Here is a 19,978-nt window from a genome sequence, read left to right as displayed (position 1 = left end):
TGGAAAACCCTTTTTCTTTTTGTCTTATAAAAACAGGCTTTTAAGCCTATTTTATAAGATGTTAATAGATGTACTATAACGTTTGATTTGAGGGGTGAATCAGTTGACAGGTCAACTTGTTCAGTATGGACGACACCGCCAGCGGAGAAGCTACGCACGTATTAGTGAGGTTTTAGAATTACCAAATCTTATTGAAATCCAAACCTCTTCCTATCAATGGTTTTTAGATGAGGGATTGCGAGAAATGTTCCAGGACATTTCACCTATTGAAGATTTTACTGGCAATTTATCACTTGATTTCATTGATTACAGCTTAGGTGATCCTAAGTATTCAGTGGAAGAATCGAAAGAGCGAGATGTTACATATTCTGCACCTTTGCGTGTGAAGGTCCGTCTTGTGAATAAAGAAACAGGAGAAGTAAAAGACCAAGATGTATTCATGGGTGATTTCCCGCTTATGACTGAAACTGGTACTTTTGTTATTAATGGTGCGGAACGTGTTATCGTTTCTCAGTTAGTACGTTCTCCAAGTGTATATTATAATGGGAAACTCGATAAAAACGGGAAAAAAGGATTTACCGCAACGGTTATTCCTAACCGTGGAGCATGGCTAGAGTATGAAACAGATGCAAAGGATGTTGTATATGTACGTATTGACCGTACACGTAAACTTCCGGTTACTGTTCTGTTGCGTGCATTAGGATTCGGTTCTGATCAGGAGATTCTTGAACTGATTGGTGACAACGAATATTTACGCAATACTTTAGAAAAGGATAACACTGAAGGAACAGACAAAGCGCTACTAGAAATTTATGAGCGTCTGCGTCCTGGTGAACCGCCTACTGTTGAAAACGCAAAAAGTCTATTGGTATCAAGATTCTTTGATCCAAAAAGATATGATCTTGCAAATGTAGGACGCTATAAAATTAATAAAAAGCTTCATATAAAAAATAGATTGTTTGGTCAACGCCTGGCAGAAACACTAGTGGACCCTGAAACAGGAGAAATCATTGCTGAAAAAGGAACACTTCTAGATCGCCGTGCACTTGATCGTATTATTCCAAATCTAGAAAACAATATCGGATTTAAAAAACTAAGCCCTTATGGTGGTGTTTTAGAGGATGATGTTGTTGTTCAATCGGTAAAAATTTACTCACCATTGGATGAGGGAGATAAAGAAATTAATGTTATTAGTAATGCATATGTAGAAGAAGCTGTGAAAAACATCTCTCCTGCAGATATTATTGCTTCCATCAGTTATTTCTTTAACTTATTACATGGTGTTGGTTTAACAGATGATATTGACCATTTAGGTAACAGACGTTTACGCTCTGTAGGTGAATTGTTACAAAACCAATTCCGTATTGGTTTATCTAGAATGGAGCGTGTTGTTCGCGAAAGAATGTCTATTCAAGATACGAATACGATTACGCCGCAACAACTAATCAACATTAGACCTGTTATTGCATCCATTAAAGAATTCTTTGGAAGCTCTCAGCTTTCTCAATTTATGGACCAAACAAATCCATTGGCTGAATTGACCCATAAACGTCGTCTTTCTGCCTTAGGACCTGGTGGTTTAACAAGAGAACGCGCAGGAATGGAAGTTCGTGACGTTCACTATTCTCACTATGGCCGTATGTGTCCGATTGAAACACCTGAGGGACCAAATATTGGTTTGATTAACTCTTTATCTTCTTATGCAAAAGTGAATAGATTCGGGTTTATTGAAACACCATATCGACGTGTTGATCCTGAAACAGGTAAAGTATCATCAAGAATTGATTATTTAACTGCTGATGAACAAGATAACTACGTTGTTGCCCAAGCAAACTCTCGTTTAGGAGAAGATGGTTCTTTCTTAGATGAAGATGTAGTTGCACGTTTCCGTGATGAGAACGTTGTTGTTAAGCGTGAGCGTATAGACTATATGGACGTTTCTCCAAAGCAGGTTGTATCTGCTGCGACAGCATGTATCCCATTCTTAGAAAACGATGACTCTAACCGTGCCTTGATGGGTGCGAACATGCAACGTCAAGCAGTACCTTTAATGCAACCAGAAGCTCCAAGAGTAGGAACTGGAATGGAGTACGTTTCAGGAAAAGACTCTGGTGCAGCGGTTATCTGTAAGCATCCTGGTATTGTTGAACATGTAGAAGCACGTGAAGTTTGGGTTAGACGTATTTCGGAAGTAGATGGTCAAGAGGTTAAAGGAAATCTTGATAAATATAAAATGCTTAAATTTGTTCGTTCAAACCAAGGTACATGCTATAACCAACGCCCAATTGTTGCTGTTGGAAACAAAGTAACAAAAGGGGAAGTTCTAGCAGATGGACCTTCTATGGAGCTTGGTGAATTAGCACTTGGTCGTAACGTATTAGTTGCCTTTATGACATGGGACGGATACAACTACGAGGATGCTATTATCATGAGCGAACGCTTAGTAAAAGATGATGTATATACTTCTATTCATATTGAAGAATATGAATCAGAATCTCGTGATACAAAGTTAGGGCCGGAAGAAATTACACGTGATATCCCGAATGTCGGGGAAGATGCATTACGCAACTTAGATGATCGCGGTATTATTCGCATCGGTGCAGAAGTGAAAGATGGAGATTTACTAGTTGGTAAAGTTACACCTAAAGGGGTAACAGAATTAACAGCTGAAGAACGTTTATTACATGCTATTTTTGGTGAAAAGGCTCGTGAAGTTCGTGATACAAGCTTACGTGTTCCGCATGGCGGTGGCGGTATAGTTCATGATGTTAAAGTCTTCAATAGAGAAGATGGAGACGAATTGCCACCAGGCGTTAACCAATTGGTACGTGTATATATTGTTCAAAAACGTAAAATCCATGAAGGCGATAAGATGGCTGGGCGTCACGGTAACAAAGGGGTTATCTCCCGTATTTTACCTGAAGAAGATATGCCATATTTACCAGACGGAACACCAGTTGATATCATGTTAAACCCACTAGGTGTTCCATCACGTATGAACATCGGTCAAGTATTAGAATTGCATCTTGGAATGGCTGCCAGAAGCCTGAACATCCATGTTGCATCCCCTGTATTTGATGGTGCTCGTGAGGAAGACGTATGGGAAACAATTAGAGAAGCTGGAATGGCACAAGATGCGAAAACAGTACTATATGACGGACGTTCAGGTGAACCTTTTGATAACCGTGTATCCGTTGGTGTTATGTATATGATTAAACTTGCCCACATGGTTGATGATAAACTACATGCTCGTTCTACTGGACCATATTCTTTAGTAACGCAACAACCACTAGGAGGAAAAGCTCAATTTGGTGGTCAGCGTTTTGGAGAGATGGAGGTTTGGGCGCTTGAAGCTTATGGAGCAGCTTATACTTTACAAGAAATTCTTACTGTTAAATCAGATGATGTTGTTGGTCGTGTGAAAACATATGAAGCAATTGTTAAAGGAGAGAACGTTCCAGAACCAGGTGTGCCAGAATCATTCCGCGTGTTAATGAAAGAGCTACAAAGCTTAGGGCTAGATGTAAAAATCTTATCTAGCACAGAAGAAGAAATCGAAATGAGAGACACAGACGATGATGATGATATTCATCAAGCAGAATCTCTAACTATTGTTTCGGAAACGCAAGAGCCTGAGTCAGAAAAGGTAGGCATGCAAGAATAATAAAGTAATGTACATGGCCTGTCTAAAAACGAAAGGGTCAGACTCCACTACGAAGACATCTAGATAGAAGATCCTTTTATATCTTTTATAAATAGATTATTCACGTGAGGTCAGACCCTTTTGTGACGGCCTGTCTTTGATTATAAATGTTTTTAAGAAGTTCTAAGTAAGGCAAAAGCCTGAAGATCGAAAGGGAGGTAGGACCCTTGTTGGATGTTAATAATTTTGAATATATGAAAATAGGTCTAGCTTCACCAGACAAAATCCGTTCTTGGTCATTTGGTGAAGTCAAAAAGCCAGAAACAATTAACTATCGTACTTTAAAACCGGAAAAAGATGGCTTGTTCTGTGAGCGTATTTTTGGTCCTACAAAAGACTGGGAATGTCACTGTGGTAAATACAAGCGTGTTAGATATAAAGGCGTAGTTTGTGATCGATGTGGAGTGGAAGTTACTCGTGCAAAAGTTCGTCGTGAGCGTATGGGTCACATCGAATTAGCAGCTCCAGTTTCACATATTTGGTATTTTAAAGGAATCCCTAGCCGTATGGGACTTGTTTTAGATATGTCTCCACGTGCATTGGAAGAAGTTATTTATTTTGCTTCTTATGTAGTAACAGATCCAGGCGATACTGCTTTAGAGAAAAAACAACTTCTATCTGAAAAGGAATATAGAGCATACCGCGATAAATATGGTGTGAAATTCCAAGCTTCTATGGGAGCTGAAGCAATCAAAAAGCTACTATCTGATATTGATTTAAATAAAGATGTAGATGCACTAAAAGAAGAATTGAAAACCGCGCAAGGTCAAAGAAGAACTCGTGCCATTAAAAGACTAGAAGTATTAGAAGCGTTCCGTGGTTCTGGTAATGAGCCTTCTTGGATGATTCTTGATGTACTTCCAGTAATTCCTCCAGAATTGCGTCCAATGGTTCAATTGGATGGTGGACGTTTTGCAACATCTGACTTAAATGATTTATATCGTCGTGTTATTAACCGTAATAACCGTTTAAAAAGATTATTAGATTTAGGAGCACCAAGCATTATCGTTCAAAACGAAAAACGTATGCTTCAAGAAGCTGTTGATGCGTTAATCGATAATGGTCGTCGTGGACGTCCGGTAACTGGTCCTGGTAACAGACCGCTTAAATCTCTATCTCACATGCTAAAAGGGAAGCAAGGACGTTTCCGTCAAAACTTATTAGGAAAACGTGTTGACTATTCTGGACGTTCTGTTATTGTCGTTGGTCCTAACTTAAAGATGTATCAATGTGGCCTTCCTAGAGAAATGGCAATTGAATTGTTTAAGCCTTTTGTAATGAAAGAGTTAGTAGAAAAAGGAATTGCTCATAATATTAAATCTGCAAAGAGAAAAATCGAAAGACTTCAGCCTGAAGTGTGGGATGTGCTTGAAGAAGTAATTAAAGAGCATCCAGTATTGCTTAACCGTGCCCCAACTCTACATAGATTGGGAATCCAAGCGTTTGAACCAACTTTAGTAGAAGGCCGTGCGATTCGTCTTCATCCGCTAGTATGTACAGCATACAACGCTGACTTTGACGGAGACCAAATGGCTGTTCACGTTCCTTTATCTTCTGAAGCTCAAGCGGAAGCTCGTTTACTTATGCTTGCAGCTCAAAACATCTTGAACCCTAAAGATGGTAAACCAGTTGTTACTCCTTCTCAGGATATGGTATTAGGAAACTATTATCTAACATTAGAACGTGAAGGTGCAGTTGGAGAAGGTATGATCTTCAATGATACGAACGAAGCTGTTTTGGCATATCAAAATGGTTATGTACATTTACACACACGTGTAGCAGTACGCGCTAGCTCTTTAAACAATGAAACATTCACGGAAGAGCAAAATAAGCAATTGTTATTAACAACTGTTGGTAAGCTAGTATTCAATGAAATTTTACCAAAATCTTTCCCGTATATTAACGAACCAACTAAAACAAACTTAGAAGAAAAAACTCCTGAACGATACTTTGTAGAGCCAGGTGTAGATGTGCCAGCTGCTATTAAAGAGTTGCCAATCATAGAACCGTTTAAAAAGAAAATTTTAGGGAATATAATCGCTGAAGTATTTAAACGTTTCAAGATTACGGAAACTTCTAAGATGTTGGATAGAATGAAGGATCTAGGATTTAAGCATTCTACCAAAGCTGGTATTACTGTTGGTGTGGCCGACATCGTTGTATTAGGTGAAAAACAAGAAATTATCGATGAAGCACAAGGTAAAGTCGATAATGTCATGAAGCAATTTAGACGTGGATTAATCACAGAGGAAGAGCGTTATGATCGCGTAATTTCTATCTGGAGCGCAGCGAAAGATACAATTCAAGCGAAGCTAATGAAATCCTTAGATAAACGAAATCCTATCTTTATGATGAGTGACTCTGGTGCCCGTGGTAACGCATCTAACTTTACACAGCTTGCTGGTATGCGTGGTTTGATGGCCAACCCGGCTGGTAGAATTATTGAGTTACCGATTATTTCAAGTTTCCGTGAAGGATTAACGGTATTAGAGTACTTTATCTCTACTCACGGAGCACGTAAAGGTCTTGCTGATACAGCGTTAAAAACAGCAGACTCTGGTTACTTAACTCGTCGTCTAGTAGATGTAGCACAAGATGTCATTGTACGCGAAGATGATTGCGGCACAGATAGAGGATTGTTAGTTGCTGCTCTTAAAGAGGGTACAGAAATTATCGAATCTCTTGATGAGCGTTTAATTGGTAGATATGCAAGAAAATCAATTAAACATCCAGAAACGAATGAAGTTATTGTTCCTGAAAATGGACTTATCACAGAAGACTTAGCAGTAGAAATTGTAGAGGCGAATATCGAAGAAGTATGGATTCGTTCTGCATTTACATGTAATACACGTCATGGTGTATGTAAAAAATGTTATGGTCGCAACCTAGCAACAGGCCAAGAGGTGGAAGTAGGAGAAGCTGTTGGTATTATAGCGGCACAATCTATCGGGGAACCAGGTACACAGTTAACAATGCGTACATTCCATACAGGTGGAGTTGCAGGGGACGATATCACACAAGGTTTACCTCGTATTCAGGAGATATTTGAAGCTCGTAATCCAAAAGGGCAAGCAGTTATTACTGAAATGGCAGGGGTAATTGTTGGTATCAATGAAGGCAGAGACCGTCAACATGAAATTGTTGTTCAAGGTGAATTAGAAACTAGAACATATACTGCTCCTTACACAGCAAGATTGAAAGTTAAGATCGATGATGTTGTAGAACAAGGACAAGAATTAACAGAGGGTTCTATTGATCCGAAAGAATTAATTAAAGTGAAAAACGTTACAGCAGTACAAGAGTATCTACTTCGCGAAGTACAAAAAGTATATCGTATGCAAGGGGTAGAAATTGGGGATAAACACGTAGAAGTAATGGTTCGCCAAATGTTACGTAAAATCAGAGTAGTGGATGCTGGTGAGACAGATGTATTACCAGGTACACTATTAGATATTCACCAATTTACTGATGCTAACGCAAAAGCTTTAAGAGAAGGTAAGCTTCCAGCAACAGGTAGACCAGTATTGCTTGGTATTACAAAAGCATCTCTTGAAACTGATTCATTCTTATCGGCTGCATCGTTCCAAGAAACTACAAGAGTTCTGACAGATGCTGCTATTAAAGGAAAACGTGATGAATTACTAGGATTAAAAGAGAATGTAATTATTGGTAAATTAGTTCCAGCTGGAACTGGTATGCCAAGATACAGACATGCTGAACCTATTACAGCAGAAGAACTAACAGAAGAGTCAATTACTGTAGAGTAATTAGCGATAAAGCATTTATTTTAGAAAAAAGAAAGTGGTTAATACGAGGATTATCGATTCTATCATTTAGGAAAGAGTCGATAATCCTCGTAAACCATAACTTTTAGGAATATCTATTAAAGTTTTTCAGGAAAATAATTGACATCTAATTTTATAGATGATACTATATCAAAGGTGCTCCTATTTCACCTGTTGCTTTGGAGGATATAAAAATGTCTTATGAAAAAGTACTACAGGCAAGTAAGATAGTAGTAGGAACAAAGCAAACAGTAAAAGCGTTAAAAAAAGGAATAGCGACAGAGGTTATTGTTGCTGAAGATGCTGATCCAATATTAATTAGAAAAGTATCTGAAATAGCCAAAGAAGTTAATGTTCCCATTATACTTGTTGAATCCATGAAGAAGCTAGGCGAATCATGTGGAATAGAAGTAGGCGCAGCAACTGTTGCCATAATTAATTAAAACTGTTTTTATGGAAAATACCATGAAAACTTTGTTTTTGCCCTAATATGAACCACCTGGATGTGTGGGCTTCAAACATAAAGGAAGGGAGGAAAAAGAAATGCCTACAATTAACCAATTAGTACGCAAACCTCGTCAATCTGCTGAAGAGAAGTCGAAGTCTCCTGCGTTAAACAAAGGTTATAACAGTTTCAAAAAAGCACAAACAAACGTATCTTCACCTCAAAAACGTGGGGTATGTACTCGTGTTGGTACAATGACACCGAAAAAACCAAACTCTGCATTACGTAAATATGCACGTGTTCGTTTAACAAATGGTATCGAAGTAACAGCATACATTCCTGGTATTGGTCACAACCTACAAGAACACAGTGTTGTACTAATCCGTGGAGGACGTGTAAAAGACTTACCGGGGGTACGTTATCATATCGTACGCGGTGCTCTAGATACTGCTGGTGTTAACAACCGTATGCAAGGTCGTTCTAAATACGGTACTAAAAAACCAAAAGCAGCTAAAAAATAATAAATTTGATTTTATAGCATAATTGAAAGGAGGAAATCAAATGCCACGTAAAGGTCCTGTAGCAAAAAGAGACGTGTTACCAGATCCGATATACAATTCTAAGCTTGTATCTCGTTTAATCAATAAAATGATGATCGATGGTAAAAGAGGAAAAGCACAAGCTATTCTATATTCAGCATTCGAAATCGTTGCTGAGCGTTCTGGAAAAGAAGCGATTGAAGTATTTGATCAAGCATTAAAGAATATCATGCCAGTTCTTGAAGTAAGAGCACGCCGTGTTGGTGGTTCTAACTATCAAGTTCCAGTGGAGGTTCGTCCTGAAAGACGTACAACTTTAGGTCTTCGCTGGTTAGTTAACTATGCTCGTCTTCGCGGTGAGAAAACAATGGAAGAGAGACTAGCTAACGAAATCCTAGATGCAGCAAACAACACTGGTGCATCTGTGAAAAAGCGTGAAGATACACACAAAATGGCTGAAGCAAACAAAGCGTTTGCTCACTATCGTTGGTAAGATTATAATTCATAAAAATACTTTCAATATGAAAGGAGAAAGACCAAATGGCAAGAGAGTTCTCCTTAGAAAACACTCGTAATATTGGTATCATGGCACATATCGATGCTGGTAAAACGACTACAACTGAGCGTGTACTTTATTACACTGGTCGTATCCACAAAATTGGTGAAACTCACGAAGGTGCATCTCAAATGGACTGGATGGAGCAAGAACAAGAGCGTGGAATTACCATTACATCAGCTGCAACAACTGCACAATGGAAAGGTAACCGTGTAAACATTATTGATACTCCAGGGCACGTAGACTTCACAGTTGAAGTTGAACGTTCTCTACGTGTACTTGATGGTGCTGTTGCAGTACTTGATGCTCAATCAGGTGTTGAGCCACAAACAGAAACAGTTTGGCGTCAAGCAACAACTTACGGTGTACCTCGTGTAGTATTCGTAAACAAAATGGATAAAATTGGGGCAGACTTCCTTTATTCATTAAAAACTTTACATGATCGTTTACAAGCAAACGCTCATGCAATCCAACTACCGATTGGTGCTGAAGATCAATTCGAAGGTATCATTGATTTAGTTGAAATGAAAGCGACTTTCTACGGAAATGACCTTGGTACAGATATTCAAGAACGTGAAATTCCAGAAGAGTACAAAGAGTTAGCTGATGAATACCATGAGAAATTGGTTGAAGCAGTAGCTGAACTTGATGAAGAACTTATGGAAAAATATCTTGGTGGTGAAGAAATCACTACTGATGAGTTAAAGGCTGCTATCCGTAAAGGTACAGTTAACGTTGAATTCTATCCAGTAATCTGTGGATCTGCTTTCAAAAACAAAGGTGTTCAAAAAATGCTTGATGCTGTAATCGAGTACTTACCATCACCATTAGATGTACCTGCAATTAAAGGTACAGCTCCTGATTCTGATGAAGTAATTGAAAAGCATTCAAGTGATGATGAACCATTTGCAGCTCTTGCGTTTAAAGTAATGACAGACCCATTTGTTGGTAAACTGACATTTTTCCGTGTATATTCTGGTACATTGAGCTCAGGTTCATATGTACAAAACTCTACAAAAGGCAAACGTGAGCGTGTAGGACGTATCCTACAGATGCATGCAAACAGCCGTCAAGAGATTACAGAAGTATATGCTGGTGATATCGCAGCAGCTGTAGGTTTAAAAGATACTACAACTGGAGATACTCTATGTGATGAAAAAGATTTAGTAATCTTAGAGTCCATGGAATTCCCAGAACCAGTTATCGAATTGTCTATCGAGCCAAAATCAAAAGCTGACCAAGACAAAATGACAACTGCTCTACAAAAATTACAAGAAGAAGATCCAACATTCCGTGCACATACTAACCAGGAAACTGGTCAGGTTATCATTGCAGGTATGGGTGAACTTCACTTAGATATTCTTGTAGACCGTATGCGTCGTGAATTCAAGGTTGAGGCTAATGTTGGTGCTCCTCAGGTTGCTTACCGTGAAACATTCCGTTCTTCTGCAGCAGTTGAAGGGAAATTCACTCGTCAATCTGGTGGTCGTGGACAATATGGTCACGTTTGGATTGAGTTTGCACCAAACGAAGAAGGTAAAGGATTCGAATTTGAAAATGCTATCGTCGGTGGTGTTGTTCCTCGTGAATACATTGCTCCAGTTCAAGCTGGTCTAGAAGATGCATTACAAAGAGGAGTACTTGCTGGTTATCCATTGGTAGATATCAAAGCTAAATTATTTGATGGATCATACCATGATGTTGACTCATCTGAAATGGCGTTCAAAATCGCTGCTTCAATGGCATTGAAAAATGCAGCATCTAAATGTAATCCTGTAATTCTTGAGCCTGTTATGAAAGTAGAAGTTATCATTCCGGAAGAATACATGGGTGATATCATGGGTAACATTACTTCACGTCGTGGACGTGTTGAAGGTATGGAAGCTCGTGGTAACGCACAAGTAGTTCGTGCAATGGTTCCACTTTCTGAAATGTTTGGTTATGCTACGACATTACGTTCAAGCACGCAAGGTCGTGGGGTATTCTCAATGGTGTTCGATCATTATGAAGAAGTACCAAAATCAATCTCTGAAGAGATCATCAAAAAAAATAAAGGGTAATTGTTGATTTTACCTTTTTAATGAAGTATAACTACTATGTAAGCAATAAAGCTGTGATGAATATTCACAGCTCTATAAAAATACTTAATTTTTTTAAAATCAAAGGAGGATTTTCCTAATGGCAAAAGCTAAATACGATCGTTCTAAGCCACACGTAAATATTGGAACTATTGGTCACGTTGACCATGGTAAAACTACATTAACAGCTGCTATCACAACTGTACTTTCTAAAGTGGGTGGCGGTGAAGCACGCGGATATGATCAAATCGACGCTGCTCCAGAAGAGCGCGAGCGTGGAATTACAATCTCAACTGCACACGTTGAGTATGAAACAGCTACTCGTCACTATGCACACGTTGACTGCCCAGGACATGCTGACTATGTTAAAAACATGATCACTGGTGCTGCTCAAATGGATGGCGGTATCTTAGTAGTATCAGCTACTGATGGTCCTATGCCACAAACTCGTGAGCACATCCTTCTTTCTCGTCAAGTTGGTGTACCTCACTTAGTAGTATTCTTAAACAAATGTGATATGGTTGATGATGAAGAACTATTAGAATTAGTAGAAATGGAAGTACGTGACCTATTATCAGAATATGAATTCCCTGGTGATGATATTCCTGTAATCAAAGGTTCAGCTCTTAAAGCTCTTGAAGGTGAAGCTGCTTGGGAAGAAAAAATCACTGAGCTTATGGCTGCAGTTGACGAATATATCCCAACACCAACTCGTGATACTGACAAACCATTCATGATGCCAGTTGAGGATGTATTCTCTATCACTGGTCGTGGTACAGTTGCTACTGGTCGTGTTGAGCGTGGACAAGTTAAAGTTGGTGACGTTGTAGACATCATCGGTTTAGCTGAAGAGAAAAAATCAACTACTGTAACTGGTGTTGAAATGTTCCGTAAATTACTTGATTATGCTGAAGCTGGAGATAACATCGGTGCACTTCTTCGTGGGGTTGCTCGTGAAGATATCCAACGTGGTCAAGTATTAGCAAAACCAGGTACTATTACTCCACACGTAAAATTCAAAGCTGAAGTTTACGTATTATCAAAAGAAGAAGGTGGACGTCATACTCCATTCTTCACAAACTACCGTCCTCAGTTCTACTTCCGTACAACTGACGTAACTGGTATTTGTAACTTACCTGAAGGTGTAGAAATGGTTATGCCTGGCGATAACATCGAAATGGATGTTGAATTAATTTCTTCTATCGCTATTGAAGAAGGAACTAAATTCTCAATCCGTGAAGGTGGACGTACAGTAGGCGCTGGTGTAGTTGCTACTATCGTTGAGTAATAACATTTAAAAAAACAAGCTGATTCGTCAGCTTGTTTTTTTGTGCTTAAAAGTAAGTAATCTATGAAAAGAATACTAGGATCAAATAAGTAAGTTAAACAACTCCTTTATTAGAATGAAAGGTATTTAATGTAATAATAAGTATAAGTGTTTACTATTGAAATAATTAGCTATAATAGATAAAAGTATTTATATAGAAGGAAATAGATTTTCCATAATCTTTCTATTTAAACAGCAATCCATTTTTGTTAGAATAAAAAAGTCGCAAAATGATTGGTTCGATTGAAAGATCATTAGCGTCTAATTGACTGACTATTGTACATTGGGTTGAAATATCAGCTTAGAATATGTATAATAATCTGAGTGTACTAAAACGAAAGAAAAATAATAAATGTTGTTGCTTTTCTAGGCGTTTTTATGTATAATAGACAATGTTGGTCTTTGACTGCGATGATGCGGGAGGTTGCTGACACACCCGGCCGCTTTGCCATGGCGAGTGTGTGGGAAATTCCTGCGGAGAATGTCTATTCTAAAATAGGCGAAAAGGAGGGAAAATAATGGCAAAACAAAAAATTCGTATTCGTTTAAAAGCGTATGATCATAGAATTTTAGATCAATCAGCAGAGAAAATCGTTGAAACTGCAAAACGTTCTGGTGCTGCTGTATCTGGACCGATTCCGTTACCAACAGAAAAGTCTATATACACTATCCTACGTGCGGTTCATAAATATAAAGATTCTCGTGAACAATTTGAAATGCGTACGCATAAACGTCTAATCGACATCGTGAACCCAACTCCACAAACAGTTGATTCACTAATGCGTCTGGATTTACCATCAGGTGTAGATATCGAAATTAAATTATAATTGAAATAAACATTTAAACTATCAGGAGGTGTGACTTAAATGACCAAAGGAATCTTAGGAAGAAAAATAGGTATGACTCAAGTATTTGCTGAAAATGGCAACCTTATCCCTGTAACAGTAGTTGAAGCTGCTGAGAATATTGTTCTTCAAAAGAAAACTGTTGAAGCTGATGGCTATACAGCAGTTCAAATCGGTTTTGAAAACAAACGTGAAAAGTTAGCTAATAAACCTGAACAAGGGCATGTTGCTAAAGCAAGTACTGCTCCTAAGCGCTTCGTTCGTGAATTCAGAGATGTTAGCGTGGATGAGTATGAGGTTGGTCAAGAAGTCAAAGTAAGTATTTTCGCAGAAGGCGATGTAGTAGATGTAACAGGTATCTCTAAAGGGAAAGGTTTCCAAGGTTCAATCAAGCGCCATGGACAATCACGTGGACCAATGGCTCACGGATCTCGTTATCATCGTCGCCCAGGTTCAATGGGACCTGTTGCACCAAACCGTGTATTTAAAGGGAAAGCATTACCTGGTCGTATGGGTGGAGAACAAATCACAGTTCAAAACTTAGAAATCGTTAAAGTAGATACAGAACGCAATCTTCTATTAATTAAAGGTAATGTACCTGGAGCAAGAAAAGCTTTATTAAAAATCAAAACTGCTGTTAAAGCATAATTATTAATCTGGAAAGGAGGAAATAAGAATGCCTAAAGTTGCATTATTCAACCAAGACGGTACGCAAGCTGGAGATATCGAATTAAATGAATCAGTATTTGGTATCGAGCCTAACAATCATGTTTTATTTGAAGCTGTTGTTATGCAAAGAGCTTCATTACGTCAAGGAACTCATAAAACTAAAATTCGTTCTGAGGTTGCTGGTGGTGGACGTAAGCCATGGCGCCAAAAGGGTACAGGACGTGCACGTCAAGGATCTATCAGATCTCCACAATGGCGTGGTGGTGGAACAGTATTTGGACCAGTTCCACGTAGCTATAGCTACAAACTACCTAAAAAGGTTCGTAGACTAGCAATTAAATCTGCATTATCTGCTAAAGTATTAGAAGAAAATATTTTAGTATTACAAAGCCTTGCTTTTGATGCACCTAAAACGAAAGAATTCAAAGCGGTACTAGGTAATCTTTCTGTTGAAAAGAAAGCATTAATCGTTACAGCTGATCTTGATGAGAACGTAGCATTATCTGCTCGTAACATCCCGGGGGTAACAGTTGTTACTGCTACTGGAATTACAGTTTTAGATGTTTTAAACCATGATAAATTAATCATGACAAAAGCAGCGGTTGAAAAAGTAGAGGAGGTGCTTGCATAATGGATGCACGCGATACGATTAAGCGCCCCGTTATCACTGAACGTTCTACTGATTTAATGGTTGACAAAAAATACACGTTTGAAGTTGATGTAAGAGCTAATAAAACTCAAGTTAAAGATGCAGTTGAAGAAATCTTTGGCGTTAAAGTTGAAAAAGTAAACATCATGAACTATAAAGGTAAATTCAAACGTATGGGACGTTTTGGTGGATACACAAACAAACGTCGTAAGGCAATTGTTAAATTAACAGCTGACAGCAAAGAAATCGAATTCTTTGAAGCTTAATAATAATATTTAGAAGAGGAGGGAACACAAATGGCGATTAAAAAATATAAACCTACCTCCAATGGTCGACGTAACATGACGTCTTCTGACTTTAGTGAAATCACTACAAGTACTCCAGAAAAGTCATTGCTTGCTCCTTTACACAGAAAAGGCGGCCGTAATAACCAAGGTAAGTTAACTGTTCGTCATCAAGGTGGAGGTCATAAGCGTCAATATCGTGTTATCGATTTTAAACGTGACAAAGATGGCATTCCAGGACGCGTTGCTACAATTGAGTATGATCCAAACAGATCTGCTAACATCGCGCTAATCAATTATGTAGATGGTGAAAAACGCTACATTCTTGCACCTAAAAATTTAGAAGTTGGATTAGAAGTTATGTCAGGACCTGAGGCTGATATCAAGCCGGGTAATGCATTACCACTTGCTAACATTCCAGTTGGTACAGTAATCCACAACATCGAGTTAAAGCCAGGTAAAGGTGGACAATTAGTTCGCTCTGCTGGAACAAGCGCTCAAGTGCTTGGTAAAGAAGGTAAATACGTACTTGTACGTTTAAACTCTGGTGAAGTTCGTTTAATCCTTGCTACATGCCGTGCTTCTATCGGTCAAGTTGGTAATGAACAACACGAACTAATCAACATTGGTAAAGCAGGTCGTAATCGTTGGTTAGGTAAACGCCCAACTGTACGTGGATCTGTAATGAACCCTAATGACCATCCACATGGTGGTGGTGAAGGACGCGCTCCAATCGGACGTAAATCACCAATGTCTCCTTGGGGTAAACCAACACTTGGTTACAAAACGCGTAGCAAGAAGAATAAATCTGATAAATTTATTGTACGTAGCCGTAAAAAATAACGGGGTTGAACTACGGTTCAATGATAGAACCGTAGAACAATCACGAAGGGAGGTTCCATTATGGGTCGCAGCTTAAAAAAAGGACCTTTTGTTGATGATCATTTACTAACAAAGATCGAAAAATTAAGTGATAGTGATAAGAAGCAAGTTGTTAAAACTTGGTCTCGTCGTTCTACGATCTTCCCACAATTCATCGGTCAAACAATCGCTGTTTATGATGGTCGTAAACATGTGCCAGTTTATGTTACTGAAGACATGGTAGGTCACAAACTTGGAGAATTTGCTCCAACTCGTACTTACAAAGGTCATGCAAGTGACGATAAGAAAACAAGACGTTAATGAGAGGAGGGCATTCCAATGCAAGCAAAAGCTGTTGCAAATACAGTTCGTATTGCTCCTCGTAAAGCTCGTTTAGTCGTAGATTTAATTCGAGGAAAGCAAGTTGGTGAAGCGGTAGCTATTTTGAAGTTAACTCCAAAGGCAGCTTCTCCAATCGTAGAGAAAGTTCTAAAATCTGCTGTTGCTAATGCAGAGCATAACTACGAAATGGATATTAATAACCTAGTGGTTGAGCAAGCATATGTTAATGAGGGACCAACTCTAAAGAGATTTCGTCCACGTGCACAAGGTCGTGCAAGTCAAATTAACAAACGCACTAGCCATATTACTATCGTTTTATCAGAAAAGAAGGAGGGGTAATTAGTGGGTCAAAAAGTAAATCCAGTCGGTTTACGTGTTGGGATCATTCGTGACTGGGAATCTAAATGGTTCGCAGGTAAAGACTATGCTGATCTTTTACACGAAGACCTAAAGGTACGTGAGTATATTACAAAACGCCTAAGCGATGCTTCTGTTTCTAAAGTAGAAATCGAGCGTGCAGCAAACCGCTTAAATGTTACTATCCACACTGCTAAACCAGGTATGGTTATTGGTAAAGGTGGTACAGAAGTTGAAGCTTTACGTAAAGCTCTTAACTCACTTACTGGCAAACGTGTACACATCAATATCTTAGAAATTAAAAGAGCAGACATGGATGCTAAACTAGTTGCTGAGAACATTGCTCGTCAATTAGAAAATCGTGTTTCCTTCCGTCGTGCTCAAAAACAAGCGATCCAACGCTCAATGCGCTCTGGAGCTAAAGGTATTAAAACAATGGTATCAGGTCGTCTAGGTGGCGCAGATATCGCACGTTCAGAGTCTTATAGCGAAGGAACTGTTCCATTGCACACTCTACGCGCAGATATCGATTATGCAACTGCTGAAGCTGATACAACTTATGGTAAATTAGGTGTAAAAGTTTGGATCTATCGTGGAGAGATCCTTCCAACGAAGAAGAAAACTGAGGAAGGAGGCAAATAATATGTTACTACCTAAACGTGTAAAATATCGTCGTGTACACCGTGGTAAAATGCGTGGTCAAGCAAAAGGTGGTACAGAAGTTGCATTCGGTGAATATGGTCTACAATCTTTAGAAGCTTCTTGGATTACAAACCGTCAAATCGAATCTGCTCGTATTGCAATGACACGTTATATGAAACGTGGCGGTAAAGTTTGGATTAAAATTTTCCCACATAAGCCTTACACTGCTAAGCCTCTAGAAGTCCGAATGGGTTCCGGTAAGGGTGCTCCTGAAGGTTGGGTTGCAGTAGTTAAGCCTGGAAAAATATTGTTCGAAGTTGCTGGTGTATCTGAAGAGATCGCTCGTGAAGCACTTCGTCTTGCAGCGCACAAACTTCCTGTTAAATGTAAGTTTGTAAAACGTGAAGAAATTGGTGGTGAAACTAATGAAAGCTAATGAAATTCGTGACCTTACCACTGCTGAAATTGAACAAAAAGTTAAATCCTTAAAAGAAGAGCTTTTCAACCTTCGCTTTCAATTAGCGACTGGACAACTTGAAAATACAGCTCGCATTCGTGAAGTACGCAAAGCGATCGCTCGAATGAAAACTGTCATTCGTGAGAGAGAAATCGGCGTGAATAATCGATAAGTTGAGAGGAGGTTCGTAGAATGAGCGAACGCAATCAACGCAAAGTCTATACTGGTCGTGTTGTATCTGATAAAATGGATAAAACCATTACAGTTGTTGTTGAAACATACAAAAAACACCCACTATACGGCAAACGCGTGAAATACTCTAAGAAGTATAAAGCTCATGATGAGCAAAACACAGCAAAAACTGGCGATATCGTACGTATTATGGAAACTCGCCCATTATCAGCTACAAAACGTTTCCGTCTTGTAGAAGTAGTAGAAAAAGCAGTTATTATATAATTGTTCGGAATTAAGCATCCCGAAGGGAGGTTACACACATGATTCAACAAGAATCACGTTTGAAAGTTGCTGACAACTCTGGTGCTCGTGAAGTACTTACTATTAAAGTTCTTGGTGGTTCAGGACGTAAAACTGCAAACATCGGTGATATCATCGTTGTTACTGTGAAACAAGCAACACCAGGTGGCGTTGTTAAAAAAGGTGAAGTAGTAAAAGCAGTAGTCGTTAGAACTAAAAGTGGTGTTCGTCGTGCTGACGGTACTTACATTCGTTTCGATGAAAACGCATGTGTAATTATCCGTGATGATAAGAGTCCACGTGGAACACGTATCTTTGGACCAGTTGCACGCGAACTTCGCGACAATAACTTTATGAAGATTGTATCATTAGCTCCAGAAGTACTATAATATAAATTTTAATTGCCTTTAAGGAGGTGCGAAAAGATGCATGTAAAAAAAGGTGACAAAGTAATGGTCATCTCTGGTAAGGATAAAGGTAAAACAGGTGTTGTTCTTGCTGCATTCCCTAAGAAAGATCGTGTGATCGTTGAAGGGATTAATATTGTTAAGAAGCACTCTAAGCCATCCCAGTTGAATCCACAAGGTGGAATCAATGACCAGGAAGCCGCTATTCATGTATCCAACGTTATGCCTATCGACCCTAAAACTGGTGAACCTACTCGTGTAGGATCAAAAACGGTTGATGGTAAAAAAGTTCGCGTAGCGAAAAAATCCGGTGAAATTCTAGATAAATAGTTCAAATGAAGAAGGGAGGTACAATGAATGAACCGCCTAAAAGAAAAATTTGTTAAAGAAACTACTCCTGCTCTTATGAGCAAGTTCAATTATAAATCAGTTATGGAAGTTCCAAAACTGGAAAAAATCGTGGTTAACATGGGCGTTGGTGATGCTGTAGCGAATGCTAAAGCATTAGACGTTGCTGTTGAAGAATTAGCACAAATTACTGGTCAAAAACCATTAATCACTCGTGCGAAAAAATCAATCGCAGGTTTCCGTCTACGTGAAGGAATGCCAATCGGAGCAAAAGTTACTCTTCGTGGAGAACGCATGTATCAATTCCTTGATAAACTTGTATCTGTTTCTCTTCCACGTGTACGTGACTTCCGTGGTGTATCTAAAAAATCATTTGATGGTCGCGGTAACTACACTTTAGGTGTAAAAGAACAATTAATTTTCCCTGAAATTGATTACGATAAAGTAAACAAAGTAAGAGGAATGGATATTGTTATTGTTACAACTGCAAACACAGATGAAGAAGCTCGTGAACTGTTAACTCAATTTGGAATGCCGTTCCAAAAGTAATCTCTAATTAGAGGGAGGCGAAGATGTGGCTAAGAAGTCAATGATTGCGAAACAAAAACGCACGCCTAAATATAAAGTACAAGAATACACACGTTGCGAACGTTGTGGTCGTCCACATTCTGTGTACCGTAAATTTAAGCTTTGCCGTATTTGTTTCCGCGAATTAGCGTATAAGGGACAAATTCCTGGTGTGAAAAAAGCTAGCTGGTAAAACCCGATATTGGGAAGGAGGTAAATACAAATGGTTATGACAGATCCAATTGCAGATTTGCTTACAAGAATCCGTAATGCGAATATGGTTCGTCACGAAAAATTAGAAGTTCCTGCTTCTAACATCAAAAAAGAGATCGCCGAAATTTTAAAGCGTGAAGGTTTTGTACGTGATGTAGAATATATCGAAGACAACAAACAAGGTATTATCCGCATTTTCTTAAAATACGGTTCAAGCAACGAGCGTGTAATAACTGGACTTAAAAGAATTAGTAAACCTGGTCTTCGTGTTTATGCGAAAGCAACAGAAGTACCTCGTGTATTAAACGGTCTTGGAATTGCATTAGTTTCTACTTCTCAAGGAGTACTTACTGATAAAGAAGCTCGTGCGAAACAAGTTGGCGGAGAAGTATTAGCATACGTTTGGTAATAATAGGTTTAATGAATGGAG

General features: G+C 38.8%; 23 protein-coding genes. All 23 read left to right on the top strand.

Features of this window, described 5'->3' with window-relative positions:
* The first annotated feature begins 103 nt into the window (after positions 1-103).
* The 23 genes from rpoB to rpsH all read left to right on the top strand — a co-directional run bounded on the left by rpoB (position 104) and on the right by rpsH (position 19,957).
* On the top strand, positions 104-3,664 hold the full coding sequence (gene rpoB, locus ACTNDN_RS12520; protein ID WP_031537892.1) for a DNA-directed RNA polymerase subunit beta: 3,561 nt from the start codon (positions 104-106) through the stop codon (positions 3,662-3,664).
* A gap of 206 nt (positions 3,665-3,870) precedes the next feature.
* Positions 3,871-7,470 (top strand): DNA-directed RNA polymerase subunit beta', encoded by a 3,600-nt coding sequence (gene rpoC, locus ACTNDN_RS12515; protein WP_048717903.1) that lies wholly within the window; start codon positions 3,871-3,873, stop codon positions 7,468-7,470.
* A gap of 212 nt (positions 7,471-7,682) precedes the next feature.
* On the top strand, positions 7,683-7,931 hold the full coding sequence (locus ACTNDN_RS12510; RefSeq protein ID WP_031537894.1) for a 50S ribosomal protein L7ae-like protein: 249 nt from the start codon (positions 7,683-7,685) through the stop codon (positions 7,929-7,931).
* Between the two features lie 100 nt (positions 7,932-8,031).
* Positions 8,032-8,454, top strand: a complete 423-nt coding sequence (gene rpsL / locus ACTNDN_RS12505; protein WP_016204553.1) for a 30S ribosomal protein S12 — start codon at positions 8,032-8,034, stop codon at positions 8,452-8,454.
* Between the two features lie 40 nt (positions 8,455-8,494).
* Positions 8,495-8,965, top strand: coding sequence for a 30S ribosomal protein S7 (rpsG, locus tag ACTNDN_RS12500; protein ID WP_031537895.1), 471 nt, complete (start codon positions 8,495-8,497; stop codon positions 8,963-8,965).
* 47 nt (positions 8,966-9,012) lie between these two features.
* Positions 9,013-11,088, top strand: coding sequence for an elongation factor G (gene fusA, locus ACTNDN_RS12495; RefSeq protein ID WP_031537896.1), 2,076 nt, complete (start codon positions 9,013-9,015; stop codon positions 11,086-11,088).
* 118 nt (positions 11,089-11,206) lie between these two features.
* Complete coding sequence (tuf, locus tag ACTNDN_RS12490; RefSeq protein WP_031537897.1) at positions 11,207-12,394, top strand: elongation factor Tu; 1,188 nt, start codon at positions 11,207-11,209, stop codon at positions 12,392-12,394.
* Positions 12,395-12,951: 557 nt separating this feature from the next.
* Entirely contained in the window at positions 12,952-13,260 is a 309-nt protein-coding gene (gene rpsJ / locus ACTNDN_RS12485; protein WP_009336571.1) for a 30S ribosomal protein S10, read from the top strand.
* 39 nt (positions 13,261-13,299) lie between these two features.
* A complete protein-coding gene (gene rplC / locus ACTNDN_RS12480; protein WP_048717899.1) occupies positions 13,300-13,926 on the top strand; it encodes a 50S ribosomal protein L3 in 627 nt (208 codons plus the stop codon).
* A gap of 28 nt (positions 13,927-13,954) precedes the next feature.
* Positions 13,955-14,578: a 50S ribosomal protein L4 gene (gene rplD / locus ACTNDN_RS12475; protein WP_031537900.1), complete on the top strand. Its 624-nt coding sequence runs from the start codon at positions 13,955-13,957 to the stop codon at positions 14,576-14,578.
* Positions 14,578-14,862 (top strand): 50S ribosomal protein L23, encoded by a 285-nt coding sequence (gene rplW, locus ACTNDN_RS12470; RefSeq protein WP_016204560.1) that lies wholly within the window; start codon positions 14,578-14,580, stop codon positions 14,860-14,862. The genes rplD and rplW overlap by 1 nt, the downstream gene beginning before the upstream one ends.
* 30 nt (positions 14,863-14,892) lie before the next feature.
* Complete coding sequence (gene rplB / locus ACTNDN_RS12465) at positions 14,893-15,723, top strand: 50S ribosomal protein L2 (protein ID WP_016204561.1); 831 nt, start codon at positions 14,893-14,895, stop codon at positions 15,721-15,723.
* A 60-nt stretch (positions 15,724-15,783) separates the two neighbouring features.
* Entirely contained in the window at positions 15,784-16,062 is a 279-nt protein-coding gene (gene rpsS, locus ACTNDN_RS12460; protein ID WP_016204562.1) for a 30S ribosomal protein S19, read from the top strand.
* A gap of 18 nt (positions 16,063-16,080) precedes the next feature.
* Positions 16,081-16,422 carry a 50S ribosomal protein L22 gene (rplV, locus tag ACTNDN_RS12455; RefSeq protein WP_016204563.1) on the top strand — a complete coding sequence of 114 codons (342 nt, stop codon included), beginning with the start codon at positions 16,081-16,083 and terminating at the stop codon, positions 16,420-16,422.
* Between the two features lie 3 nt (positions 16,423-16,425).
* On the top strand, positions 16,426-17,082 hold the full coding sequence (rpsC, locus tag ACTNDN_RS12450) for a 30S ribosomal protein S3 (protein ID WP_031537903.1): 657 nt from the start codon (positions 16,426-16,428) through the stop codon (positions 17,080-17,082).
* A gap of 1 nt (position 17,083) precedes the next feature.
* A complete protein-coding gene (gene rplP / locus ACTNDN_RS12445; protein WP_031537904.1) occupies positions 17,084-17,518 on the top strand; it encodes a 50S ribosomal protein L16 in 435 nt (144 codons plus the stop codon).
* The gene (gene rpmC, locus ACTNDN_RS12440; RefSeq protein WP_003351417.1) at positions 17,508-17,711 is read left to right on the top strand and encodes a 50S ribosomal protein L29; all 204 of its coding nucleotides are present in this window, start codon (positions 17,508-17,510) and stop codon (positions 17,709-17,711) included. The genes rplP and rpmC overlap by 11 nt, the downstream gene beginning before the upstream one ends.
* Before the next feature lie 20 nt (positions 17,712-17,731).
* Positions 17,732-17,995, top strand: a complete 264-nt coding sequence (gene rpsQ / locus ACTNDN_RS12435) for a 30S ribosomal protein S17 (protein ID WP_031537905.1) — start codon at positions 17,732-17,734, stop codon at positions 17,993-17,995.
* A gap of 38 nt (positions 17,996-18,033) precedes the next feature.
* On the top strand, positions 18,034-18,402 hold the full coding sequence (gene rplN, locus ACTNDN_RS12430) for a 50S ribosomal protein L14 (protein WP_031537906.1): 369 nt from the start codon (positions 18,034-18,036) through the stop codon (positions 18,400-18,402).
* 36 nt (positions 18,403-18,438) lie between these two features.
* The gene (gene rplX, locus ACTNDN_RS12425) at positions 18,439-18,750 is read left to right on the top strand and encodes a 50S ribosomal protein L24 (RefSeq protein WP_016204568.1); all 312 of its coding nucleotides are present in this window, start codon (positions 18,439-18,441) and stop codon (positions 18,748-18,750) included.
* A gap of 27 nt (positions 18,751-18,777) precedes the next feature.
* Positions 18,778-19,317: a 50S ribosomal protein L5 gene (gene rplE / locus ACTNDN_RS12420; RefSeq protein ID WP_031537907.1), complete on the top strand. Its 540-nt coding sequence runs from the start codon at positions 18,778-18,780 to the stop codon at positions 19,315-19,317.
* Between the two features lie 25 nt (positions 19,318-19,342).
* Entirely contained in the window at positions 19,343-19,528 is a 186-nt protein-coding gene (rpsN, locus tag ACTNDN_RS12415; RefSeq protein WP_009499044.1) for a 30S ribosomal protein S14, read from the top strand.
* A 30-nt stretch (positions 19,529-19,558) separates the two neighbouring features.
* The gene (rpsH, locus tag ACTNDN_RS12410; RefSeq protein WP_016204570.1) at positions 19,559-19,957 is read left to right on the top strand and encodes a 30S ribosomal protein S8; all 399 of its coding nucleotides are present in this window, start codon (positions 19,559-19,561) and stop codon (positions 19,955-19,957) included.
* Positions 19,958-19,978 lie beyond the last annotated feature (21 nt).

This window comes from Niallia sp. HCP3S3_B10 (assembly GCF_052064465.1).
Taxonomy (GTDB): domain Bacteria; phylum Bacillota; class Bacilli; order Bacillales; family Cytobacillaceae; genus Niallia; species Niallia hominis.
This window is presented reverse-complemented; position numbering and strand designations above follow the sequence as displayed.